The following is a 23,502-nucleotide window of genomic DNA, read 5'->3' on the forward strand; positions in this document are numbered from 1 at the left end:
GGGCGCCTCGGGGGGGTTTGGGGGTTTGCCCCCCCCAAACCACCACTCCCGCCCCCGGGGGATAGAGACCCCTCACCCGTCTCGCCGCTGCGCGGCGAGCCACCCTCTCCCGCAAGGGGAGAGGGGAAGAACGAACTCACCACATCGTCGCGGCCGCACGCTCGGGCCAGGCGCGATCATACTCCGCGCCGCCGACCTTGTTCTCGCTCATCTCGGCGAGGATCTGGCCGGGCGTCGGCAGCGTCTTGGGGTCGATGCGCTTGTCGGGATTCCAGAGATCGGAGCGGACGATGGCGCGGGCGCACTGGAAGTAGATTTCGTTGACCGTCATCACCATCACGCTGCGCGGCGCCTTGCCGTCGACTTTGAACGAGGCGAGCAGCTCGGGATTGATGGACAGATGCGCCCGGCCATTGGCCCGAACCGCATTTCCGGAGCCGGGGATCAGGAACATCAGGGACACCCTGGGATCGCGCACGATGTTGCGCAAGGAATCGACCCGGTTGTTGCCGCGGCGATCCGGCAGCATCAGCGTCTTCGGGTCATGAATGCGGACGAAGCCGGAGAGATCGCCGCGCGGCGAGCAGTCGATCCCCTCGGGTCCGATGGTAGCGAGCGCGGCGAACGGCGCCTTTTCGATGAAGACGCGATAGAGCGGGGTGACGTGGTCGGCGACTTTCACGATCGATGCGTCGTTGGTGACGCCGTAGATGGCCTCCAGCTGCTCGACCGTTTCGATCACCGACATTCCAGTCTCCTTGTTGTGCGGGCTATTCGTGCCAGCCCTGGTTCCTGATCACGCGCAGAAGCTGGCGGCCGTGATACTCCGCGCTGCCGGCGTTGAGGATGGTGACGTCGGCCTGAGTCGATGCGTCGTCGACGCTGCGCGTCAGCCGTTCCGCAATATTGCCGTCGCTGTGCCGGGCGCGAGCGGCAAGCCGCTGCGCCAGCACATCCGGAGGCGCCGTGATCGCGACCACCACGACGTTTGCATAGGTCTGGCGCAGCACGCCGATCACCGTGCGCGAAACATTGGCCACGACGGCGCGTCCGGCACGAATATCGTCGTTGAGGTCGAGCGGCAGCGCGTAACAATGCCCATGCGCCTCCCAATGCACGGCGAAATCGTCGCGATCGCGCGCGCGACGGAATTCGTCAGGGCTCACCGCATTATTGTCTTCGTCGGCCGAGGATTCGCGCGTCACGACACGGCGCGGGAAGACGATGTCGTGATCCTCGATGCAGGCTGCCCGCGCCAGCCGCAGCAGCGTGTCCTTGCCGGCACCGCTGGGACCGACCACGAGCACGAGCCGCCCGGGCCCGATCGCACCCGTTGTCTTTCCCGCCACGGTGACGGCCTCGCTCATGCGACACGGCTTCCTTCGCGCCAGACGCTGCGGACCGCGGGGACGCTGCCCGCGACATGCACGCGGATCAGATCGGCACGCTTGCCGATCGCGATCTCGCCGCGGTCGGACAGGCCGACTGCCTCCGCGGGCGCCTTCGTCACGGTGCGGATCGCCGCCGGAAGAGTGATGGCGGGCACGTGCTCGGGCAAGTGCAGCGCGGCCATCAGAAGGCTCGAGGGGATGTAGTCCGACGACAGGATGTCGAGCAGGCCCTCGCGGGCGAGATCGACCGCGGCGATATTGCCGGAATGCGAGCCGCCGCGCACGACGTTCGGCGCGCCCATCAGGATGTCGATGCCGGCCTCGTGCAGGCCGCGCGCGGCCTCCAGCGTGGTCGGAAATTCCGCCACCGAAACGCCATCGCGCACGGCGTCCACGACGTTCTCCTCAGTGGTGTCGTCATGGCTCGCCAGCGGGATCTTGTACTTGTGGGCCAGCGCCACGATCTCGCGCATGTTGGTCGCGGCATAGGCCTTCTGATATTCGAAGCGCTTCGCGAACAGCTCGTCGAGCTCGGCGTCGGTCTTGCCGCCGCCCTTGCCGCGATAATAGTCGCGCAGCTTGCCTTCGTCCCGGAACTGGCGCTGGCCGGGGGTGTGGTCCATCAGCGACATCAGCCGCACGTCGGGACGGTCGATCAGCTCCCTGGCCTCCTCGACCACGCTCGGCATCGGGATTTCGCAGCGCAGATGCAGGAAGTGATCGGCGCGGAGCAGGTCAGCATCGCGAGCGGTCGTGATTGCGGCGGCGAGCGTGCCGGCGCGGCCGTCGACTTCCTCGGCGCCATCCTCGCGCCAGACCCGGAGCGAGTCGAACACCGTCGTGATGCCTGATGTCGCGAGCTGGCCGTCATAGGAGACGACGGCGGCGACTGGATTCCAGAACACTTTTGGTCGCGGCACGTAATGCGCCTCGAGGTGATCGGTGTGGAGCTCGATCAAGCCGGGCATGATCAGATCGCCGCCGGCATCCTCTGCCCCCGCGGGCGCCCTGCCCTCGCCGATCTCGGCAATGCGTCCATCGGCGAGGGCAAGCCAGCCCTGCTCGATCACCCGTTCCGTCAGCACGATCCTGGCGTTGGCGATCACGATGTCCTTCTTGGCGTTCATGTCCATTTCCTTCAGGCCGCGGCGGCGAAGCTGGTGACGTCGACGATGCGGTCGGCAATCTGATGACGGATTTCGTCGTCATGGACAATGGCGACCATGGCGACGCCCTGGCGCTTCTTTTCGGCTACCAGCCCGACCACGACGGCGCGGTTGGCGGCGTCGAGCGACGCGGTCGGCTCGTCGAGCAGCAGGATCGGCAGATCCGAGATGAAGCCGCGCGCGATGTTGACGCGCTGCTGCTCGCCGCCGGAAAAGGTCGCGGGCGGAAGCTGCCAGAGCCGCTCGGGGATGTTGAGGCGATGCAACAGTTCGCCAGCACGGGCTTGCGCCTCCGCGCGCGCCAGGCCGTTGACGATCAGCGGCTCGGCGACCACGTCGAGGGTCGCGACGCGCGGCACCGCGCGCAAGAACTGGCTGACATAGCCAATGGTCGCGCGGCGGATGTTGAGAACCTGCCGCGGCTCGGCGGTGGCGAGATCGACCAGCGCGCCGCGATGGTGGATGCCGATCCGGCCGGAATCGCAACGATAATTGCCGAAGATCATCTTCAGGATCGACGATTTTCCGGCGCCTGATGGCCCCGACAGCACGACGCATTCGCCGGGATTGACGTGAAAGGTCACGCCGCGCACCACGGGCAGCTCGATGCCACCTTGCAGGTGCATCGTGAAGGTCTTGTTGGCGTCGGCGATGTCGATCATGGCGGTCATTGGAGAACTCTTCTTGCAAGGCTCATTACGTTGGAAGGCTCATGGCGGCAGGATCGAGGAGACGAGCAGCTGGGTATAGGGCTCGCGGGGGTCGTCGAGCACCTGATCGGTGAGGCCGGTCTCGATGACTCGGCCGCCCTTCATGACCATGACCCGATGCGACAGCAGGCGCGCGACCGCGAGATCATGGGTGACGATGATGACCGCGAGATGCAGCTCCGCGACCAGGCTGCGCACGAGGTCGAGCAGACGGGCTTGCACGGAAACATCGAGGCCGCCGGTCGGCTCGTCCATGAACACCAGCCGCGGCTCGGTGACGAGGTTGCGGGCGATCTGGAGCCGCTGGCGCATGCCGCCGGAATAGGTCCGCGGCGCATCGTCGATGCGCGCGATGTCGATCTCGACGCGAGTCAGCCAGTCCGACGCGGTATCGCGGATGCGGCCGTAGTGATTCCACCCCACCGCCATCAGCCGCTCGCCGACATTGGCGCCGGCCGAGACGGCCATGCGCAGCCCCTGCGCGGGATCCTGATGAACGAAGCCCCAATCGGTACGAAACAGGAAGCGCCGCTCGGCCTCGCCCAGCGTGGCGAGATCGCGGGTGACGCCATCGCGCATCCGGTAGGACACCTCACCGCCGCTGGCCGCGAGCTGACCCGACAGCAGCTGCAGCAGCGTCGATTTGCCCGAGCCGGATTCGCCGACGATCGCCAGCACCTCGCCGGGGTAGAGCGCAAAGGACACGTCGCGGCACGCCGCGATCCGGCCATAGGACTTACTGAGGGATTTTGCGACCAGCAGCGGCTCGTCGTTCTCGAGCATGTCTTGATCAGCCATTCGATGCCTCCTGCGCCTTGTCCTTGTACGGCGCGGCGCTGAGGCTGCCGTGATGGCCGGCGGCCTGACGTCCCTCGCAATAATCGGTGTCGGAGCAGACGAACATGCGACCGCCCTTGTCGTCGGTCACGATCTCGTCGAGGTAGGAATTCTCAGCGGCGCACAACGCGCACGGCGCGTTGAAGCGGTACGGCTCGAAGGGATGGTCCTCGAAGTCGAGCGACACAACTTGCGTATAGGGCGGGATCGCATAGATGCGCTTCTCGCGGCCGGCGCCGAACAGTTGCAGCGCCGGGCAATTGTCCATCTTGGGATTGTCGAATTTGGGCGTCGGCGACGGGTCCATCACGTAGCGCGCATTGACCTTCACCGGATAGGCGTAAGCCGTCGCGATGTGGCCGAAGCGGGCGATGTCCTCGTAGAGCTTCACATGCATCAGGCCGTATTCGGCGAGCGCGTGCATGCGCCGCGTCTCCGTCTCGCGCGGCTCGACGAAGCGCAGCGGCTCCGGGATCGGCACCTGGTAGACCAGCACCTGATTTGCGTGTAGCGACGTCTCCGGAATGCGGTGGCGGGTCTGGATCACGGTCGCATCGATCGTCGCCGTCGTCGTGGCGACGCCGGCGGTCTTGGCAAAGAACTTCCTGATCGAGATCGCATTGGTGGTGTCGTCGGAGCCCTGGTCGATCACCTTCAGCACGTCCTCGGGCCCGAGGATCGCGGCCGTCACCTGCACGCCGCCGGTGCCCCAGCCATAGGGCATCGGCATTTCACGGCTGGCGAACGGCACCTGATAGCCGGGGATCGCGATCGCCTTGAGGATCGCGCGGCGGATCATCCGCTTGGTCTGTTCGTCGAGATAAGCGAAATTGTAGGCGGGCGCGTTCATTCCGCGGCCTCCTTCATGGCATCGGGCGCATTGGCCTCAGTGAATTCCTTCCGCAGCTTGCGCAACAGGCCGAGCTCAGACTGGAAGTCGACATAATGCGGTAGCTTCAGATGCTCGACGAAGCCGGTAGCCTGGACGTTGTCCGAATGCGACATCACGAATTCTTCGTCTTGCGCGGGGGCGAGTGCCTCTTCGCCGAGCTCGCGCGCACGCAACGCGCGGTCGACCAGCGCCATCGACATCGTCTTGCGCTCGCTCTGGCCGAAGGCGAGGCCATAGCCGCGGGTGAAGCACGGCGCCTCCGTCGCGGAGCCCTTGAACTGATTGACCATCTGACACTCGGTGAGCTCGATCGAGCCGAGCGGCACGGCGAAGCCGACGTCTTCCGCGGAGAATTCAACCTCGACCTCACCGAAGCGAATCTCGCCAGCGAAGGGATGGTTGCGGCCGTAGCCGCGCTGGGTGGAATAGCCCATCGCCAGCAGAAAACCTTCGTCGCCACGCGCGAGATTTTGCAGGCGCAGGTCACGATCGGCGGGAAAATTGAGCGGCTCGCGGGTGAGATCGCCGACGCTGGCGCCTTCCTCGGCCTTAGGCGAGGATTCGATCAGCCCGTCGCGGCCGAGGATGTCGGTCACCCGCGGGGTCGGCGCAGACGATGCTTCGGCCGTCGCCGGCGCTTCCGGCACAAAGCCCTCGGCGAGCGAGGGATCGAGCAGGCGGTGGGTATAGTCGAAGGTCGGGCCGAGGATCTGGCCGCCGGGAATGTCCTTGAAGGTCGAGGACACCCGCCGCCGTACCCGCATCGCGCCGGTCTCGACCGGCTCGCTGGCGCCGAAGCGGGGCAGCGTCGCGCGGAAGGCGCGGACCAGGAAGATCGCCTCGATCAGATCGCCGCGCGCCTGCTTGATGGCGAGCGCCGCGAGCTCGCGATCATAGAGCGAGCCTTCGCTCATGACGCGGTCCACGGCGAGACCAAGCTGCTCGGAGATCTGGTCGAGCGAGATTTCCGGAACGCTTTGGTCGCCACGCCGCGCACTGGCGAGCAGGCGATGGGCGTTCTCGATGGCGCGTTCGCCGCCTTTGACTGCGACATACATGCTTAGCTTCCCTTGCTCACGACACGCGTGGTGCGCGGAATCGCAACCACGGCATCATTTGCGACCAGCACCACATCGATGCCGCGCGGAAACAGCGTTTCGTTGACGCGCAGGCGCTCGAACAGGTCGAACGGCTTAATCGAAGCCTGGAGCGTCGCGACACCGTCAATGCCGGGGCCGCGCAGCTCGAAGCTCCGCCCTCCGTCCAGACTCTCGACCTGCAGGATCAACGTGGTCGACCGATCCGGATATTCGCTGGTGCCGAGCGCGAAGCGCTCCAGCGAAGGCAGCGCCCCGCCGTCGCTGATCAGCGCGAAGCTGGCGATGGAAGAATCCTGCACCACCGGCGCACCAGTATGGAATTTCAGCCATTTCACGACGTCGGAAGTCTCATGCATGCGCGCATCGAGCCAGAGCGGCGTGTCGTGATCGAACAGCGTCAACGCGATCGCGGCCGTGCCGCGCATCATCACATGAGGCGCTCCTGATGTCGGCACGATGCGCTGGACCGACCCCGGCCGGGCCATCGCGTCCATGACCGAACGAAAGGTCGATTGCGCCGACAGCACCTTGTCGGCGAACCCGGGGGGCAGTTCCGCAATCGTGGTCATGATCTCACCCCTCACCGCGCACCATGGTATAGAAATCAACCTTCGTCGCGGCGGTCTGGGCCGCCACCTGCTTGCGCCTGACCATAAGCTGCTCACGCAACGGCGCGATAATGTCCCGCTCCACCGCGCCGGCGAAATCGCGGGACTGCACCAGGGCATCGCACAGCGCGATCAGCCGCGCCTTCTCGCCGTCGCGACCGAGCGTGTAGCCGAAACCGACCTCGCCGCTCGCAAGCCGCACCGCGGCGCGCGACACCGTGGCTTCACCGAGGTTGAACGGCGCACCGTCACCGCCGACCCGGCCGCGCAGCATGACGAGGCCGTTTTCCGGCGCGCGCAGATCCTGATGCGCCGGCAAAACGAGAGCGTCGAGGCGAGCGGCGATCTCGCCCGCCTCCGCGTGCGCCAGCACGGCCATTGCGGCCTTGCGCTGGGCTTGCTGATTATTGTGCTGGGTCACCGCATCCACCGACTTCTCTGCAGAACTTGCCGAATCCAAGTTGTCTATGATACTAGACAACTTGATACGGGAGCGCCATGACTGTTTCGTGACAAAGGCGTGATTTCTGGAGTAGCTTCCCGGCCACATGAGCATGCAGGACACAGCCTCCTCCGGCGTCGCGTTGTGGCGTCTCGTTGCCGACGGCATCGAGCGCGGCATCGCCGACGGCCGCTTTGCGGCGGGCGACAAGCTGCCGGGCGAGGTGGAGATCGCCGAAACCTATCGCGTCAACCGCCACACCGTGCGACGCGCGCTGGCCGCGCTTGCCGAGCGCGGCATCGTGCGGGCAGAACGCGGCAGCGGAACCTATGTCGAGGCGCAGAAGCTCGCTTATCCACTGCGCTCGCGGACCCGTTTCTCCGAGATCGTCGGCGCGGACGGCCGCGAACCGCATGGCCGGCTGATCGAGGCGTCCGCTGACGTTGCGACCCGCGAACTCGCGCGGGAGCTTGGCCTCAAGACCGGCGCACCGCTGGTCCGGATCGAGGCGATGCGCCTCGCCGACCGCACGCCGATCTGTGTCTCCACGACGTGGCTGTCGGCGCAGCTATTCCCGGCTGCGGGCGACGTCTTTGCCGCGACCCGCTCGATGACGAAATTGCTCGAGCATTACGGCGTCCGGGACTATCGCCGCGGCGCGACCCGGATCACCGCCGGTATCGTCGACGCAACCGACGCCGCACGGCTCGATCTGGCGCTGGGACGGCCGATCCTGGTGGTCGACGCCACCGATCACGATCTCGACGGCAAGCCGCTGGTGACCAAGCATTCGCGCTTTGCCGCGGAGCGGGTGGAATTTCTGGTGGAGAACGGGTGAACTGGCTGCCCTCTGCCCCTCTCCCCTTGCGGGAGAGGTGGCTCGCCGCGCTAGCGGCGAGACGGGTGAGGGGTTGCCTCCGCGCACTGATCTGAATTGAGGATGCAGACCCCTCATCCGGCGCTTCGCGCCACCTTCTCCCACAAGGGGAGAAGGAAGAAGGTTACGCCACCGCCCGCCGCCCGATAATCGCAAAACGCAATTTGCCCGAAACGAAATCGATCGCAGCGACTGCGACCAGGATCATCAGGATCAGGAACGACACCTTCTGCCATTCCAGCACGCGGATCTGCTCGGCGAGTTGGAGGCCGATGCCGCCGGCGCCGACGATGCCGATGATGGTGGCCGAGCGCGTGTTCGACTCGATGAAATAGAGCACCTGCCCCGCAATCACGGGCAAAACCTGCGGCAGCAGGCCGAAGCGAATCTCGTGCAGCGCGCTGCCGCCGGAGGCGCGGATGCCCTCGACCTGCTTCTGGTCGGCGCCCTCGATCGCCTCCGAGAACAGTTTTCCGAAGGCGCCGAAATCCGACACGGCGATGGCGAGCACGCCGGCAAACGGGCCGAGCCCGACCACGTTGATCCACACCAGCGCCCAGATCAACGTGTCGACGCCGCGAATCAAATCCAGGAAACGTCGGACCGGAAAGCGCAGCAGCTTTGATGGCACGACATTACGCGCCGCAAGAAGACTGACCGGCAGTGCGAACAGCGCGGCGAGCGTTGTGCCGAGCAGCGCGATCGACAGCGTCTCGCCCAGCGCCTTCAGATAGACCGGCAGCGACGAGCCGGGATCCGGCGGGATCATCATCAGGCTGATCCAGCCGAGCTGGTTGAGGCCCGCGACGAACCGCGACGGCGAGAAGTCGAGATCGACGAGGCCGTAAATCAGGATCGCGAGCGCCGCGACGCTCATCGCCGGCATGGCGAGCCGCGCCGAGGCCGGCCGGTCGAACACGTCAGGATAGCGCGCGCGAAGCGCCGCAGTGTCGGTCTCCTGCGGTCCCGTCACGTCCGCGCCTCCTTGCCGAACAGACGGCCGCGCAGCCATCCGGTGCTGATGTCGATGATGAAGACCGTGACGATGATGGTGAGCAGGATGGCGCTGACGTCGGAGTAATAGAACTTGCGGATGGCGACGACGAGCTCCTGGCCGATGCCGCCGGCACCGACGAAGCCCATCACGGAGGCCTCGCGGACGTTGATCTCGAACCGCAGCAGCGCGTAGCTGGCATAGCCTGCCGTGACCTGCGGCAGGATGGCGAAGCGCATGCAGGAGAGCCAGCTTGCGCCGGTCGAGCGGACGCCTTCGACCGGCTTCATGTCGGCATTCTCGACGATCTCCGAGAACAGCTTGCCGAGCGCGCCGGTGGAGTGGATCGCGATCGCAAGCACGCCGGCCATCGGACCGAGCCCGAAGGCGATCACGAAGATCAGCGCAAACACGATGCCAGGCACCGTGCGCGCGAATTCGAGCAGGCGCCGCACCATGAAACGCAGCCAGGGCGCGGGCGAGGTGTTTTCAGCGGCGAAGAAGTTCAGGCAGAACGCAAGAGTCGCGCCGATCAGCGTGCCGACATAGGAGATCAGCAGGGTCTCGCCCAGCATCCTCAGCCATTTGCGCCAGCCCCAGAGCCACTCGCCGACATCGGTCCAGACCCGCTGGCCGGTGTCGAGTGTGAGGATGCGGTCGAAATAGCTGATGAAGTTGCCAAAGTGGGCGAACAGCGTGCGCAGATTCACTTCAGCGCCGATCGCGGCCAGACACAGTGCTGCGGCGAAGATCACGGCTCCAGACAGGATTCGGAGCCGCTTGCGCGCCACCGCCTGGCGATAGCCGGCGTTGAGCACGGCGAGCTGCTGCTCGGGGAGAATCGAAACCGCGACGGTCATCTGATCAGGAAAGGTGGTCGATCAAAGAGAAAGAGCCGGGTCCATCGACCCGGCTCCAGTGGCATCGTCCCGAAACTCAGGACGCCTTCTTCTTACGCAGCGCATCGACGAACTTGATCAGCTCGATCGTGCCATCCCAATCCTTGCTGGTCGCGGGATGAAAACCTTTCTTCTGGCCGTCCTGTAGGCGGTCGAAGGCAGCCTTGTCCTTGGCCGGCGCGTCGAAGAACGCCTTCGCGATGGCGGCCTTGGCCTCTTCCGGCAGGTCGGAATTGTAGGCATACGGACCGTTGATGATCGGCGCCGACTTGTGGATGATGCGGAAATCGTCCTTTTTCATCGCCGAGCCGTCGGCATTCTTCAGCATGCCCTTGGTCAACATCTGCGCCAATGTCGAATCGTCGTCGCTGGTCCACTGGTTGGCGGCGACGTCGACGGTGCCCTGCGCCAGTGCCAGGATCGCGTTCTCATGGCTGCCGGTGAAGACGACCTTGCTGAAATAGGTGTCGGCGTCCGCGATGCCCATCTTGTCGAGCTCGAAGCGCGGCACGTTGTTGCCGGAGGTCGAGTTCGGATCGACCAGGCCGAGGTTCTTGCCCTTGAGCTGATCGATGCTCTTGTAGGGGCTGCTCGCCTTGACGAAGAACACCGAGTAATAACCGGTGGAGCCGTCGGAGTTGATGTCGTTGGCGAAGGCGTCGGTCTTGACGCCGGTCAGGCGGGCGCGAGCGAACGAAGCCGAGCCATAGCTCGCGATGTGGATGTTGCCGGCACGCTGGCCTTCGATCACGGCAGCGTAGTCGTTGGCGATGCGCAGCGTGACTTTCACGCCCAATTCCCTGGAGAGATAGCTCATGAACGGCGCCCAGCGCTCGGTCACGCCCGAGGCGTTTTCCGCCGGAATGACCGCGAAGGTCAGCTCGGGATATTTGGCTTTCCAGTCTTCGGCGGAGGCCGAAGTCGTCAACGCGAGCGCGGCGGCGCCGGCGAGAATCAATCTGCGAGTAATCATGATAGCCTCTTCATTGGTTGAGGTCGGTTGACGCAAAATTGGTAAGTCCTGATGCGGCGCAGCTCAGGCGGCGGCCGCCGTTCCAAGCGCCGGAATGCCCTGTCGCACCGGTGCAGGCGTGCCGCCCATGACTTCGGCGGCTTCGAGATCGTAGAGCTCGCGCGCAACGTGCTCGGTCAACTCGGCCGGCGCGCCGTCGAACACCACGCGACCCTGCGCCATGCCGATCAGGCGGTCGCAATAGCTGCGCGCCAGGTCGAGCGAATGCAGATTGCAGAGCACGGTGATGCCGAAATGCTTGTTGATGCGCAAAAGCGCATCCATCACGATCTTGGTGTTGCGCGGATCGAGCGAGGCGATCGGCTCGTCGGCAAGGATGATGTCGGGCTGCTGCACCAGCGCGCGGGCGATCGCGACACGCTGCTGCTGGCCGCCGGAGAGCTGGTCGGCGCGCTGGGCTGCGAGTGGGGCGATGTCGAACTGCTCGAGCGCGGACATCGCCAGCGCCTTGTCCTGCTCGGGCCAGCTCTGCGACAGCGAGCGCCAGGCCGGCATCGTCGCGAGCCGTCCCATAAGAACGTTGGTGAGAGCATCGAGCCGGCCGACCAGATTGAACTGCTGAAAGATCATCGCCGAGCGCGCCCGCCACTGCCGCAGCTCCTTGCCGCGTAGCGCGGTGACGTCGAGACCGTCGAACAGGATGCGACCCTGCGAAGGGGTCGCGAGACGGTTGATGGTCCGCAGCAGGGTCGACTTGCCGGCGCCGGACCGTCCGATCACGCCGACGAAGCCGCCGGGAGAGACTTGAAACGAGGCGTCGTCCACCGCGGCTTTCACGCCGAAGCGACACGTCAGACCTTCAACCACCAGCATGCAGGGCTCCAGAGTAGCTGGGACCCACCGCTAACGCCGGCGCTTGACACTTGTGTGACACGGACGTTGCGATGCGGCGATCCTACACACCTCATCCCCTGTTCATCCCCTGTCATCGCGCCGTCATGACATTGTCATCAAGCCGCTCGAAGAGAAACACTCGCCCTCTCGTTCGGATACAACATGGCCGCCAAAGCTCTTTCGCTCCAGCCGACTGTCGATTCCTCGGCGAAGCTGCACGACACCAGGCTTGGGGCCTACACAGAGGTCGGCGCCCGCACGATGCTGCACGAAGTGACGATGGGCGATTACTCCTATGTCGTGAACGACGCCCAGATCACCTACACCACCATCGGAAAATTCTGCTCGATCGCGGCGATGACGCGGATCAATCCGGGCAATCACCCGATGCACCGCGCCACGCAGGCGCATTTCACCTATCGTTCGAGCGCCTATTTCGAAGGCGGGAGCGACGACACCGAGTTCTTCGACTGGCGGCGCCAGCATCACGTCCATATCGGCCATGACGTCTGGATCGGCCATGGCGCGATCGTGCTGCCGGGCCGCAACGTCGGCACCGGCGCGGTGATCGCGGCCGGCGCCATCGTCACCAAGGACGTGCCGGCCTACACCATCGTTGCCGGCAATCCGGCGCGCATCGTTCGCCGGCGGTTCTCGGAAGAGGTTGCGGGGCGGCTTGCGAGGCTCGCTTGGTGGGACTGGGATCACGACAAGTTGCGTGAAGCCCTGCCCAATTTCCGCAAGCTCGGGATTGAGGATTTCCTCACGGCATACGAAGCAGGGGCACCCTCTTCTGCCAGCAAACGAAGCGCGGTCGCGTGACAGACATATTCCTCGAGGGCGGGCGGGCCCTGATCGGCTCCGAGTTCGCCGAAACGTCGCTTCTCGTGTCCGGAACGGACATCGCAGAGATCAATGCCTCGCGCAGCCGGGCGCGGCTGGCGATCAACGCGCGCGATCTGCTGGTCCTGCCGGGCATCGTCGATCTGCATGGCGATGCCTTCGAGCGACAGATGATGCCGCGCGCCGGGGTCGATTTCCCGATCGACGTCGCGCTCGCCGACAGCGACCGCCAGGCGATCAGCAACGGCATCACCACGGTTTTTCACGCCACGACCTGTTCGTGGGAGCCGGGCCTGCGCAGCGCCGGCAATGCGCGCAGCCTGATGGAGGCGATCGAACGGCAGCGCCCGCAATTCGCCGCCGACACCCGCTTTCACCTGCGCCACGAGACCTACAATCTCGACGCCGAAACCGAGATCAGCCAATGGCTCACTGAGGGCCGCGTCGACCTGTTCGCCTTCAACGACCACATGGACGGCACGGTTGGGGACATGGCCAAGCCGCGCAAGCGCAATCGCATGGTGGAGCGCACCGGCCTGTCGAGCGAGGAATTCGACCGGCTGGTCGGACACATAATGTCCCGCGCCGCGGATGTGCCGGCTTCCGTGTCACGGCTGGCCGCGACGGCCCGCGCCGCCGACGTGCGGATGCTCTCGCACGATGATGCGACGCCCGCGATGCGCGAAGGCTTTCGCGCCATGGGCGTGGCGATTGCGGAGTTTCCGATCAACGAGGAGACAGCGCGGGCGGCAGCAAGCCACGGTGACGCCATCGTCTACGGCGCGCCGAACGTCGTGCGCGGAGGCAGCCACACGGGCTGGACCAGGGCATCCGACATGATCGCCAAAGGGCTCTGCTCGGTTCTGGCCTCGGACTACTACTATCCCGCGCAGCTGCTCGCTGCGTTCCGGCTCGCCGCCGATGGCGTGCTGCCGCTGACCGAGGCCTGGAATCTGGTCTCCGCCGCGCCCGCGCGCGCGACCGGTCTTGCAGATCGCGGCGTGCTCGCGGAAGGCCGGCGCGCGGACATTCTGCTGGTCGACGACAGCATGCCGCTGCGGCCGCGGCTGATCGCCGTGATATCAGGCGGCAAGCTCGTGCATCTCACCGAGGCGACGCGGTTGCTTGGCATGCCAGCTACCCCGCGCCAAGCTGTCGCCGCGGCATAAACCCGCTATGCTCGGACGATGACGAGTTTCCCCCGCTACGCGATCTATTTTGCCGCAGGCAGCGACAGCGCGCTCACCCGCTTCGGCGCGGAGTTGCTCGGCTACGATGCCTATACCGGCAACGAGCTGCCGTTTCCCGCCGACGCATCGCGTCTCGCGCCGGACTGGCGTGATGTCACCGCCGATCCCCGCAAATACGGCTTTCACGCCACGCTGAAGGCGCCGATGGCGCTGGCGTCCGACAGGCGCGAGGTCGAGCTTGTTGCGGCCTGCGCGACATTCGCCGGCAGGGCACGCGCAATTCCGGTGATCCGCCCGGTCGTCGATTCCATCAGCGGCTTCATCGCCGTCATTCCCGGGGAGCCGGTCGGCGAACTCCAGCAGCTCGCCGCCGATTGCGCGCGCGACTTCGACTCCTTCCGCGCGCCGCTGAGCGCGGAAGACCGTGCGCGGCGCAAGCCGGAGAAGCTGAGCGAACGGCAGCGCCACTATCTCGACCGCTGGGGCTATCCTTACGTGATGGAGGAATTCCGTTTCCACATGACGTTGACGGGCCGGCTCGACGTGGAGCGGCGCGGGCCGATTCTGGAAATGCTGCAGGGAAGGTTTGCTGCGCTCGGCCTCAAGACGCTTGCGATCGATCGCGTCGCGCTGTTCAAACAGGACCACGCCAAGGCTCGCTTCCGCATCATCGGCGAGTGGGCTTTGACCCAGTAAGCGTCAGTGCCAGCTCGCGAGATTGAAGCCGAAGGCCACAACGCCAACCAGAATGAGGCTGGTGGCCCAGATTACATCCAGATTGAACCAGCTTCGCGAGACGAACCTCAATCCCAGATGGCGGTAGACCAGCCACGCCAGACATCCGCCGGCGCTGACCATGGCAGCGACGTGCACCAAAGACACCAGAACCGCCATCCCGAGACTCGCCTTCATCAGCGCGCCGGCGGCCTCATGGCCGGCATCGAGTTCGAAGGCCTGGCAGAGCCCGAGATAGATCGGCACGAGCATCAAGGCGGCGCCGTGAGCAATGGCAACGGCAAATGACCAGAGCGCCAATTGCGTCGGCGGAATTCGTGCCAGCGCGCGCGGATGGCGCCGCTCGACCAGCCGATAGACGCCGAAGCCGATGACGAAAAGGCTCGCGCCGAGCTGGATCGAACGCTGCCACTCGGCCAGCACGAGCAGGAACGCGAATGGCAGCAGCACGAGAAGCGTTGCCAGGAGATGTCCGGCGGCCAGAGCCCACAACGCACGAAAGAGCGCGCGCGGGCTCTTGTCCATGAGCCCGGCCGAAACGGCGAGCGGCCAGCCCATTCCCGGATTGACCCCGTGATAGAGACCGCTCGCAACAAGAGCGAGCCACAGCCAGCCGAGGCTCGCGTGTGCCCAATCTAGGCCGACGGGTAGCAAAAGGAGTCCGTCGAACAATCGCCGCCCTCCAGCCTGATCTGGTGCGCACGATATCCGTCGGGGAAGCTCACGAAGTAGTTCTTGTCGAGCTCGAGGCCACCATTGCGACCGACATTGGCCATGACTTCCAAACCCGGAACGCCATCGGGATAGAACTGGTCATCCCAGGTGGAATAGAGCGAATTGGTCCAGTACACCCGCCTGCCGTCCCGGCTGATCTCGACCATCTGCGGACCGGCCGCAAATGCCTTGCCGTTCGGATGGGGGGTGCGGCGCGCGATGCCGCCGATGTGAACCGAGCCCGCAAGCTTCGGCTTTCGCGGATCACTCACGTCGTACTGGCGCATTTCACCCGTGCCCCAGCACGAGACATAGAGAAAACGATCATCCATCGACAGGTCGATGTCGGTCACCAGCGGCGGCACGGCGCCAAAGCCCTGAAGCAGCGGCGGGAGCTTCTCCTTTGGCGCAGGCTCGGGCGGGATCGTCGCCGTCTTCTCCGCATGGAATTTTCCGCCTTCGCGCCACCAGGTCCAGATCGAGGCTTCGAGATTCGTGGTGTCGACCACAACGCCTACAAAGCCGTATTCGCGAACCGGATCGTGCGCCGGCCGTACCTCCAGCGCCATCTGATGATTGGCGCCGAGGTCGATGGTCTGCACGTTGCGACGGGCGCGGAGATCCCAGAAGTGGAGACGATGGCCATATTTGTTCGCCAGCAGATCTTCCGGGACGATCCCGTTCTCGAACTGCGGCGGCAATGCCCATTCGCTCGTCACCATGTAGTCGCGCGGCAGGTTCCACCAGAAATCATAGTGCAGCGTCTGCGGACCGCGGTCGATCTCCCATCGTCCAAGGACCTCGAACGTCTCGCAATCCATGATGAAGACGCCTGGAGGCCCGTTGGTGCCGTCCTTGCCGCCGCCGCCGAGCGTGCTCACATAGACGCCGTCCGGCCCGCAATGGATGGTGTGCGGCCGCGAATAGCCGGTCTTTTTGAAGACTTCCTCGGGCTCCATGATCTTGTGGATTTTGGCTTTGGTCGGATCGGGCTTGGTATCGATGATGTAAATCCGCGACGAGCGCAGCCCGGGGATGATGAGATAGCGCCGCTCGATGAAGGCATGCCCAGTGAGCGGCGACAAGGCGGAGGAGCAGGCATTCCAACCGAAGTGATGAAACTCATCGCCCTTGTTGGGCATCGTCACGGTGTGGACGATCTGGCTGTAGGTCGGCGATCCCGGCTTGGCGTCGATCACCGCGAGAGCATCCGGTTTCGAGAAATCCGGACTGAGCAGCAACGTGTAGGCAAAGTTCTCCGCAGGAGCTTCCATCGCAAGCTTGGGCGATGCGTGAAAGGTGGGATCCGGCCTCATCGTCATGGCACTGCCTCCCTGTTTCGTTGGTTCGCACCAACCTGGTTCGGAATAGCGGCATAATGAAGAGCTGTTGCGCGATGTCTTGAGTTGCTCCGCGGGCCAGGTTGGCGAGCGTACAATATGTCATCGCCGGGCTGCGGGAAACCGCCCGAACCGCGTTAATTCGACGCCTTCAGCCAGATGGAAGCTGGCGGGATCAGGCCAGGGTGCGCACCTCACACTCAGCGTGGGGGGGGGGGGGGGGGGGGGGGGCGCGCCGCGCGGGGGGGGGGCGCCCCCCCCCCCCCCCCCCCCCCCCCGCCGCCGCGCGCACCCCCCCCCCCCCCCCCCCCCCTTTTCCCCCCCCCCCCCACCCCCTTTGGGGGGGGGGGGGGGGGGGGGGCGGCCCCCCCCCCCCCCCCGCCGCCCCCCCCGCCCCCCGCCCCCCCCGACAGCGTTGCGCTACTTCCCCCACCTCAACGCCAGCGCATCGCGCTCCTTGGCCAACTCCAGCAGCCCGGCCCGCGTCGCCGGGTGCAACGGCTGGAGCGGATGCCGCACCGTGTCCGACTTGATCACGCCGCCGGCCTGCATCATCGCCTTGCAGGCGATCAGGCCGCATTGGCGGTTTTCGTAGTTGATCAGCGGCAGCCAGCGTTCGTAGGCGGCTTTGGCCTCTTCACGCTTGCCGGCGAAATAAGGATCGACGATCTGGCGGATGCCGTCGGGATAGCCGCCGCCGGTCATCGCGCCGGTGGCGCCGGCATCGAGATCGGCGAGCAGCGTGATCGCTTCCTCGCCGTCCCAGGGACCCTCGATATCGCTGCCGCCGGCGTCGATCAGGCTGCGCAGCTTTGCAGCCGCGCCCGGCACCTCGATCTTGAAATAGCGGATGTTGGCGAAATCGCGCGCCAGCCGCGCGAGCAGCTCAACCGACAGGGGGGTGCCGGCGACAGGCGCATCCTGGATCATGATCGGAATCTTGATCGCGCCCGACAGCACCTTGAAGAATTCGACGACGCCTTTTTCGGGCACGCGGAAGGTGGCGCCGTGATAGGGCGGCATCACCATGACCATGGCGGCACCGGCCGCCTCGGCCTGCCGGCTGCGCGCGGCGCAGACGGCCGAGCTGAAATGCGTGGTGGTGACGATCACGGGAACGCGGCCCGCGACATGCTCCAGCACCGCATGCATCACGGTCTCGCGCTCGGCATCCGTGAGCACGAACTGCTCGGAGAAATTGGCGAGAATGCACAGACCGTTCGAGCCTGCGTCAATCATGAAATCGATGCAGCGACGCTGTCCCTCAAGGTCGAGTTCGCCGCGCTCGTCGAAGATGGTGGGTGCGACCGGGAACACGCCGCGATAGGGGCGCTGGGCCTTGTGGTGGGGCGTGACCGGCATCGAACTCTCCATCCCTGATATCTCTTACATCTGCCGCGACGCTCGCACAGCGCCACAGATGTACCCGCCGCGCGCATCGGCGGCAATGCCGATCGCGCGACGTAAGGACGGAAGATTGTCGAAGCTATGCGGTCCTCACCGCGCCCAAAAAGCCCTCGACCGCGACGCGGAGACGATCGGCGTCGGCGGACATTTTCGTCACGGACACCGACAGGACCGAACCGGCATTGCCCGTCTCCTGGTTCAGCCTGGCGACGCTGCCGATGGTGTCGGTGACCTCGCGGGTTCCCTGCGCGGCCTGCTGGAAGTTGCGGGAGATCTCGGTGGTGGCCGCACGCTGCTGTTCGACCGCTGCCGCGATCGCCGTCATCTTTTCGTCGATGCCGCTGATCGCGCCGCCGATCGCGCGGATGGCCGCGACCGCCTGGCCCGTCGCGCCCTGGATCTCCGCGACCTGGCGGGAGATTTCTTCCGTCGCCGTCGCCGTCTGCGAAGCGAGGCTCTTGACCTCGCCGGCGACCACGGCGAAGCCGCGGCCGGCCTCGCCCGCGCGCGCGGCTTCGATGGTGGCGTTCAACGCCAGGAGATTGGTCTGCCCTGCGATGGCGTTGATCATCTTCACGACCTCGCCTATGCGGCCAGCGGTCTGATCGAGGATTTCGACCGTCGCATTGGTCTGCGCTGCCTGCGACACGGCTTCGCGGGCCTCGCGGGCGCTGGCCTGCACCTGCGCGGAGATCTCGCCGACGGACGCCGAGAGTTCTTCGGTCGCCGCTGCGATGGTCTCGAGATTGTTGGTGGCCTGCTCGGCGGAGGAGGAGACCGCCGCGGTCTGGCTGCTCGATTCCGAAACCAGTGAGCGGACGTCCGTCGCGGTGGCATCGAGCTCCTTGGTCGACGCCGCAACGCTGTGAATGACGGCTTGCACGGTGTCGTCGAAACTGCGGCAGGCCGCATCGACGGTGCCGGAGCGGGCGAGCTGGAGCGCCTGCTGCGATTCGCGCTCCTGGCCCAGGCGTTCCGCGGTCGCCGCGCTCTCGCGCAGGCTTTCGAGTGCGGCCGCCATGGTGCCGAACTCGTCGGGATACCTGGATTGCGGGACGGGCGTCGCGTAGTCGCGGGCGCTGATCTTGGCGATCGCGTCCAGGATGGCGCGCACCGGGCGCATCAGGCGATTGCGCACCACGTACACGCCGGTCAGGGTCACGGCGAGCGCGAGCAGGAACGCGAGCGACTGCACGACGAGATTGGTGAGCGCCTTGGCCTGCACCGTTTCCGCCCGGACGATTGACTGGTCGAGCGCCTTGTTGGCCACCGCGACGATGGACGCAAAGGGTGACTGACACAGCGTATTCCATTCCGCGGCGGGCATCGCGGGCTTACCGCTGCCGTCGAAATTCTTGGTGAGGTCGCCGATCTGCTTGAGGGCACCGTCGGTCTTGGCCTTCGCGTCCGCCGCTGCCGTCACCAGCTCCGCCGCGACGCCGGGCGCGGCCAGCAACTCGGCCATGCCCGCCCAACCGGAGGCGATCGTGCCATCCCATTGCGCCACTGACCGCTTCTGAGCGTCGTCGAGCGGCTTGCTGCTGTTGACGTTGGAGCGAAGCGACGAACAATGGATCCCATAACGGTCGCGCACCTGCCAGGCGAAGCGCCGGACCTGGATCATGCGGGCGATGAAAGGGTCATTCATCCAGGCACGGTTCGACACCGCGGTGGAGGCGAGGTTGGCCGTTTCGATCACCTTGGTGACGGCATCATACCAGGAGTTGGTCCGCTCGATCTTGCGTTCGGCGCGCGGGCGCTTGGCCTCGTCGTAGAACAGCTGGAATTGCGGCGCGGCGGCGCTCCAGCCCTGCTTCAATGTGCCGGCGAGTTCGTCGCGGCGGGCGAAATCGACGGTGGCGAGCGCGGCGCCGATGGCGTCATAGCCGCCCTGCTCGGCCTTCTCCGCCGCCTCGAGTTTTGCTCGCGGATCATCCTCGCCGAGGATCGCGCTCTGGGCATCGCCGCGATTGTTGCGCAGCGCCAGCACGCCATGGAAGATCGCCTTGTCGGCCGCGGCAAGCCGCGCGGTCTCGAGGCTGTCGCTATAGCGGCCGAACGCCCCAACCATCTGGATCGCCGTGGAGGCCAGCGCACCCGCAGCCAGCAGGGCCATCAAGGTCAGAAGGAGCGAACTTACCGATTTCTTAAACATTGCCATGGTGTCGGGGGCCTGGGTCGGGGGGCCTATTCTTTCGAGCGCCACCTTGCCCGCGACATGCCAATGTTCCGTTAAGGTTTTAATCGAATGGGCGTGAGTTTCCGGCCCGACGAGCCTCAGCGCAGTCCCGGATATCACGCAACCTTGGTGAAATCCGGCGGGCGGCGTTCCGCGAACGCCGTGAAGGCCTCGCGCGCCTCAGCGGTGCGCAGGCGCAGCCCGAACTGCTCGCCTTCGGCATTCATCTGCGCGACCAGCGTCTCGCCGTTGCGCATCAGCTTCTTGGTGGCGGTGAGTGCGCCGGCCGGCTGACGGGCAAGACGCTGCGCCAGCGCGAGCGCCTCGGCATCGAGCTTGTCGAGCGGCACGACGCGGTTGGCGAGCCCCCATTCCAGCGCGGATTTGGCCGGCACCGTCTCGCCCAGCGCGAACATCTCGTAGGCCCGCGCATAGCCGATGCGCGCCGGCATCAGCAGGCTGGAAGCTGCTTCCGGCACCAGTGCGAGGCTGACGAAGGGCGTCGACAATTGCGCGTTGGCGGCAAGCACGACGAGGTCGCAATGCAGCAGCATCGTGGTGCCGACGCCGACGGCGCGGCCCTGCACCGCGGCCACCAAGGGCCGGGAGCAGCGCGCCAGCGACTGGATGAAGCGCACGACGTTGCGGCTTCCTTCCGACTTGCCCGCCGCGACCGCCGCGAACTCGCCGACATCGTTGCCGGCGGTAAACATGTCGCCTTCGCCGCGGATCAGGATCACGCGGACCGACGGATCGTGCTCGGCTGATTCGATGGCATCGGCGAGCTTGCCGTACATCGCATCCGTCAGCGCATTCTTCTTGTCGGGGCGTGCCAGCGTGAGCGTGAGAATTCCGCCGTCGTTCCGGATCCGGACGTGCTCGGTCATGGGTCTCTCCTCTATTCCTATGGATCTCTAGAAAGCTCTGTTGAAAGCTGTCTTGGAAACTTGTCCTGAATGCTGGTCAGCCAGCGCGCGACGATATCGATCTCCGCACTGGTGAATCCGTCCGTCAACGCCGCGTTGACCTGTGCCGCGCTGGCCTTCGCCTGCGCCAGTGCCGTCCGCCCCTTCGGCGTCAGCCAGACGCGCCAGGCGCGACCATCCTCGTGATCCGCGCGCCGCTCGACCAGTTTAGCCGCCGCCGTACGGTCGACCAGCCCCGAGATGCCGGCCGGCCCCATGTCGAGCGCCGCGCCCACCTCACCCATCAGGACGCCGTTCTGCTTGCCGAGGATGAACAGCAGCCCCGCTTGCGCCGGCGTGACCTCGCTCGAAGGCTGCGCCGCCATCCAGCGCTGCACGCGCCGCTGCGCCACGCTCAACAGGTAGATCAACCGATGGTGTCTCGCGCCCGCGTCTTTATTTCGCATGCGAAATAGATAATCGAGGCGGATCAGATTGTCAAAGGACGGCAGCTGGACATGTGCCGCGGCAGTCGTCGAGGAACAGGGCCGCCCCGGCGCACCAGGACCTCACCCACCAATCGCAATTAGCCGCCGCCGTCACGCTTGACGGCCGCTTCCTTTTATGTTCTCTATTCGTTCTATTCAATCATAGATTGTCCCGGAGACCTTTCGTGATGAACAGTATGCGTGGCGAGAACCAGCCGACCCAGCTCGTAATTCATAATGACGATGATACGCCGGACCAATTCGTGATGGATCTGCTTCGGCAGGTTTTCGGCAAATCAGACCGTGAAGCGACCGCGCTGATCACCCAGATCGAGCAGAAGGAAAAAGCGGTTTGCGGACCTTACCCGCAATCGGTTGCCGAAGCCCTTTTCAAATCTGCGCAACAATCCATCGAATTGGCCGGCCACCAACTGCAGGTCACGCTAGAGGCGGTCAAGACTCCTTGCGAACTCTGTGGCAAGCCTGAGGGACAGACCGACGTTCGTATCGGCGACCGAACGGTCTGGCTGTGCAGCGACTGCATGCGTGCGGCGGATGAACCCTCGAACGAACAAGAGGAAGATTTCGACTTTGCTTGCGACGTTCTCGATTGGCACCTTGCCAGCACCGCGCGCAGCAAACTCGTGACCACGATCCGCCAGTTTCCTGGCCACATGCGGGTCGATCTCCAGGCCGCCGTCGACCGGCTCTTCGGCAAGGCCATCCGGCTGGTGGGACTGAACGAGGAGCAGCGCTACGAAACGCTGTCGATTCCACGACTGCTCAAGGAGGGCCGCTATGCGATCGCGATTGCCCCGCTGCAATATTCCGACGTCGACGTAGGCGAGAAGAGCCCGGTCAAGTGTCTGGATAACGGGCTGTGGCTGTGTGAGCAGGATCATCTCCGCTATGCGGTTTTGCTCTGCGCACACCGCGAATACAGTCGCGAGCCCGGAATTCGGATCGAAATCCTGGTACCCTCAGGTTCCGCAGGCGCGGCTCTCGTCCAGCAATGCTTCAGTGAATTGGAAGAAGCCGTACAGGCTGCGCGGACCTATCGCGGCAAGATCCTGTCGCTCGATGCCGATTCCGACTATCGCGGTCGCTCGCGCGGCATCACGGTGCATCGCTTGCCGCAGGTCACGCGCGACGAGGTGATCCTGCCGGAGCAGACCCTGCGGCTGCTCGATCGCAACGTTCTGACCTTCGTCAACACCCGAGACCAATTGCGCCGGCTGGGCCAATCGACACGCAAAGGCATCTTGCTGTACGGGCCGCCGGGCACCGGCAAGACCCACACGATCCGCTATCTGGCAACGCATTTGCCCGGGCATACGACGCTGATCATCACGGCCGAGCAGATCGGTTTGCTCGGCGCCTATATGAGCCTGGCACGGCTGCTCCAGCCGTCGATGGTGGTGATCGAGGATGTCGATCTCATCGCCCGTGACCGCGATGACATGGGGCCGTGTGAGGAATCCATGCTGAACAAGCTGCTCAACGAGATGGACGGGCTGAAGGAAGATGCCGACATCCTGTTCGTCCTGACCACCAATCGGCCGGAGGACCTCGAGGGAGCTCTCGCGGGTCGTCCCGGCCGCATCGATCAAGCCATCGAAGTGCCGCTGCCCGACGAGACCGGCCGCGGCAAGCTGGTCCGGCTCTACGGCAAGGGACTGCCGCTCGATGGGGCGGTGATCGCAGAGGCTGCCCGGCGCAGCGCGGGCACAAGTTGCGCCTTCATCAAGGAATTGATGCGACGACTGGCGCAAGGAAGCATCGCGCGGGACGGCGGCAACACCGTGATCTCCGCCGATATCGACGAAGCCCTTGACGACATGCTGTTCTCCGGCGGCCGGCTTAACGCGCAGCTGCTCGGCGGCGCGCAGGCAATGGCCACCGGGTGACGCTCCGAAGT

25 protein-coding genes are annotated in these 23,502 nt (G+C 65.3%); 5 read left to right on the top strand and 20 right to left on the bottom strand.

Annotated elements, in window-relative coordinates; translation table 11 throughout:
- Window positions 1-136: 136 nt before the first annotated feature.
- From AC0L23_RS09865 to phnG, 9 genes are read right to left on the bottom strand one after another with little or no spacing between them, the layout of a single operon-like run.
- Complete coding sequence (locus tag AC0L23_RS09865) at window positions 137-748, bottom strand: pyridoxamine 5'-phosphate oxidase family protein (RefSeq protein WP_085351545.1); 612 nt, start codon at window positions 746-748, stop codon at window positions 137-139.
- Window positions 749-770: 22 nt separating this feature from the next.
- Window positions 771-1,367 carry a phosphonate metabolism protein/1,5-bisphosphokinase (PRPP-forming) PhnN gene (phnN, locus tag AC0L23_RS09870; protein WP_473356831.1) on the bottom strand — a complete coding sequence of 199 codons (597 nt, stop codon included), beginning with the start codon at window positions 1,365-1,367 and terminating at the stop codon, window positions 771-773.
- Window positions 1,364-2,518, bottom strand: a complete 1,155-nt coding sequence (locus tag AC0L23_RS09875) for an alpha-D-ribose 1-methylphosphonate 5-triphosphate diphosphatase (RefSeq protein WP_085351663.1) — start codon at window positions 2,516-2,518, stop codon at window positions 1,364-1,366. Before AC0L23_RS09875 ends, phnN begins: the two co-directional genes overlap by 4 nt.
- Before the next feature lie 11 nt (window positions 2,519-2,529).
- Window positions 2,530-3,228, bottom strand: coding sequence for a phosphonate C-P lyase system protein PhnL (phnL, locus tag AC0L23_RS09880; protein WP_085351547.1), 699 nt, complete (start codon window positions 3,226-3,228; stop codon window positions 2,530-2,532).
- Window positions 3,229-3,267: 39 nt separating this feature from the next.
- Window positions 3,268-4,065: a phosphonate C-P lyase system protein PhnK gene (gene phnK, locus AC0L23_RS09885; protein ID WP_085351548.1), complete on the bottom strand. Its 798-nt coding sequence runs from the start codon at window positions 4,063-4,065 to the stop codon at window positions 3,268-3,270.
- Window positions 4,058-4,954, bottom strand: coding sequence for an alpha-D-ribose 1-methylphosphonate 5-phosphate C-P-lyase PhnJ (locus AC0L23_RS09890; RefSeq protein WP_085351549.1), 897 nt, complete (start codon window positions 4,952-4,954; stop codon window positions 4,058-4,060). Before AC0L23_RS09890 ends, phnK begins: the two co-directional genes overlap by 8 nt.
- On the bottom strand, window positions 4,951-6,054 hold the full coding sequence (locus AC0L23_RS09895) for a carbon-phosphorus lyase complex subunit (protein ID WP_085351550.1): 1,104 nt from the start codon (window positions 6,052-6,054) through the stop codon (window positions 4,951-4,953). The genes AC0L23_RS09890 and AC0L23_RS09895 overlap by 4 nt, the downstream gene beginning before the upstream one ends.
- 2 nt (window positions 6,055-6,056) lie before the next feature.
- Complete coding sequence (gene phnH, locus AC0L23_RS09900) at window positions 6,057-6,665, bottom strand: phosphonate C-P lyase system protein PhnH (RefSeq protein WP_085384267.1); 609 nt, start codon at window positions 6,663-6,665, stop codon at window positions 6,057-6,059.
- Between the two features lie 4 nt (window positions 6,666-6,669).
- Entirely contained in the window at window positions 6,670-7,134 is a 465-nt protein-coding gene (gene phnG / locus AC0L23_RS09905) for a phosphonate C-P lyase system protein PhnG (RefSeq protein WP_085384268.1), read from the bottom strand.
- 118 nt (window positions 7,135-7,252) lie between these two features.
- Here phnG and phnF point away from each other — a divergent pair, with 118 nt between their 5' ends.
- The gene (phnF, locus tag AC0L23_RS09910; RefSeq protein ID WP_018453077.1) at window positions 7,253-7,984 is read left to right on the top strand and encodes a phosphonate metabolism transcriptional regulator PhnF; all 732 of its coding nucleotides are present in this window, start codon (window positions 7,253-7,255) and stop codon (window positions 7,982-7,984) included.
- Between the two features lie 163 nt (window positions 7,985-8,147).
- On the opposite strand, the gene phnE (AC0L23_RS09915) is transcribed toward phnF, so the two are convergent.
- The 4 genes from phnE (AC0L23_RS09915) to phnC all read right to left on the bottom strand — a co-directional run bounded on the left by phnE (AC0L23_RS09915) (window position 8,148) and on the right by phnC (window position 11,762).
- The gene (gene phnE / locus AC0L23_RS09915; protein ID WP_377828922.1) at window positions 8,148-9,035 is read right to left on the bottom strand and encodes a phosphonate ABC transporter, permease protein PhnE; all 888 of its coding nucleotides are present in this window, start codon (window positions 9,033-9,035) and stop codon (window positions 8,148-8,150) included.
- Window positions 8,993-9,877 (bottom strand): phosphonate ABC transporter, permease protein PhnE, encoded by an 885-nt coding sequence (phnE, locus tag AC0L23_RS09920; RefSeq protein WP_085351552.1) that lies wholly within the window; start codon window positions 9,875-9,877, stop codon window positions 8,993-8,995. The genes phnE (AC0L23_RS09915) and phnE (AC0L23_RS09920) overlap by 43 nt, the downstream gene beginning before the upstream one ends.
- A gap of 76 nt (window positions 9,878-9,953) precedes the next feature.
- Window positions 9,954-10,889: a phosphonate ABC transporter substrate-binding protein gene (gene phnD / locus AC0L23_RS09925; RefSeq protein WP_085351553.1), complete on the bottom strand. Its 936-nt coding sequence runs from the start codon at window positions 10,887-10,889 to the stop codon at window positions 9,954-9,956.
- A 63-nt stretch (window positions 10,890-10,952) separates the two neighbouring features.
- Entirely contained in the window at window positions 10,953-11,762 is an 810-nt protein-coding gene (phnC, locus tag AC0L23_RS09930; RefSeq protein ID WP_085361140.1) for a phosphonate ABC transporter ATP-binding protein, read from the bottom strand.
- A gap of 183 nt (window positions 11,763-11,945) precedes the next feature.
- Between phnC and AC0L23_RS09935 the strand changes: the two genes are divergently transcribed.
- Genes AC0L23_RS09935 through AC0L23_RS09945 form a run of 3 tightly spaced genes read left to right on the top strand, consistent with a single transcriptional unit; the run spans window position 11,946 to window position 14,512 of the window.
- Entirely contained in the window at window positions 11,946-12,605 is a 660-nt protein-coding gene (locus tag AC0L23_RS09935; protein WP_085351555.1) for an LbetaH domain-containing protein, read from the top strand.
- Window positions 12,602-13,795 (top strand): alpha-D-ribose 1-methylphosphonate 5-triphosphate diphosphatase, encoded by a 1,194-nt coding sequence (locus AC0L23_RS09940; RefSeq protein WP_085351556.1) that lies wholly within the window; start codon window positions 12,602-12,604, stop codon window positions 13,793-13,795. Before AC0L23_RS09935 ends, AC0L23_RS09940 begins: the two co-directional genes overlap by 4 nt.
- 18 nt (window positions 13,796-13,813) lie before the next feature.
- Window positions 13,814-14,512 (top strand): DUF1045 domain-containing protein, encoded by a 699-nt coding sequence (locus AC0L23_RS09945; protein ID WP_018453070.1) that lies wholly within the window; start codon window positions 13,814-13,816, stop codon window positions 14,510-14,512.
- Window positions 14,513-14,515: 3 nt separating this feature from the next.
- Here AC0L23_RS09945 and AC0L23_RS09950 read toward each other — a convergent pair whose 3' ends face one another.
- The 7 genes from AC0L23_RS09950 to AC0L23_RS09980 all read right to left on the bottom strand — a co-directional run bounded on the left by AC0L23_RS09950 (window position 14,516) and on the right by AC0L23_RS09980 (window position 21,563).
- Complete coding sequence (locus AC0L23_RS09950) at window positions 14,516-15,109, bottom strand: hypothetical protein (RefSeq protein WP_018453069.1); 594 nt, start codon at window positions 15,107-15,109, stop codon at window positions 14,516-14,518.
- A 77-nt stretch (window positions 15,110-15,186) separates the two neighbouring features.
- Window positions 15,187-16,587, bottom strand: coding sequence for a selenium-binding protein SBP56-related protein (locus AC0L23_RS09955; RefSeq protein WP_085361142.1), 1,401 nt, complete (start codon window positions 16,585-16,587; stop codon window positions 15,187-15,189).
- A 193-nt stretch (window positions 16,588-16,780) separates the two neighbouring features.
- Window positions 16,781-17,038 carry a hypothetical protein gene (locus tag AC0L23_RS09960; RefSeq protein ID WP_473356832.1) on the bottom strand — a complete coding sequence of 86 codons (258 nt, stop codon included), beginning with the start codon at window positions 17,036-17,038 and terminating at the stop codon, window positions 16,781-16,783.
- A complete protein-coding gene (locus tag AC0L23_RS09965) occupies window positions 17,026-17,967 on the bottom strand; it encodes a dihydrodipicolinate synthase family protein (RefSeq protein ID WP_026232453.1) in 942 nt (313 codons plus the stop codon). Before AC0L23_RS09965 ends, AC0L23_RS09960 begins: the two co-directional genes overlap by 13 nt.
- Before the next feature lie 124 nt (window positions 17,968-18,091).
- Window positions 18,092-20,173 carry a methyl-accepting chemotaxis protein gene (locus tag AC0L23_RS09970; protein WP_085354355.1) on the bottom strand — a complete coding sequence of 694 codons (2,082 nt, stop codon included), beginning with the start codon at window positions 20,171-20,173 and terminating at the stop codon, window positions 18,092-18,094.
- Window positions 20,174-20,307: 134 nt separating this feature from the next.
- A complete protein-coding gene (locus AC0L23_RS09975; RefSeq protein ID WP_018453065.1) occupies window positions 20,308-21,078 on the bottom strand; it encodes an enoyl-CoA hydratase in 771 nt (256 codons plus the stop codon).
- A gap of 17 nt (window positions 21,079-21,095) precedes the next feature.
- Window positions 21,096-21,563: a MarR family winged helix-turn-helix transcriptional regulator gene (locus tag AC0L23_RS09980; protein WP_085351560.1), complete on the bottom strand. Its 468-nt coding sequence runs from the start codon at window positions 21,561-21,563 to the stop codon at window positions 21,096-21,098.
- A 209-nt stretch (window positions 21,564-21,772) separates the two neighbouring features.
- Here AC0L23_RS09980 and AC0L23_RS09985 point away from each other — a divergent pair, with 209 nt between their 5' ends.
- Complete coding sequence (locus AC0L23_RS09985; protein WP_085351561.1) at window positions 21,773-23,491, top strand: ATP-dependent Clp protease adaptor ClpS; 1,719 nt, start codon at window positions 21,773-21,775, stop codon at window positions 23,489-23,491.
- Window positions 23,492-23,502 lie beyond the last annotated feature (11 nt).

This window comes from Bradyrhizobium sp. MI1.4 (assembly GCF_055811315.1).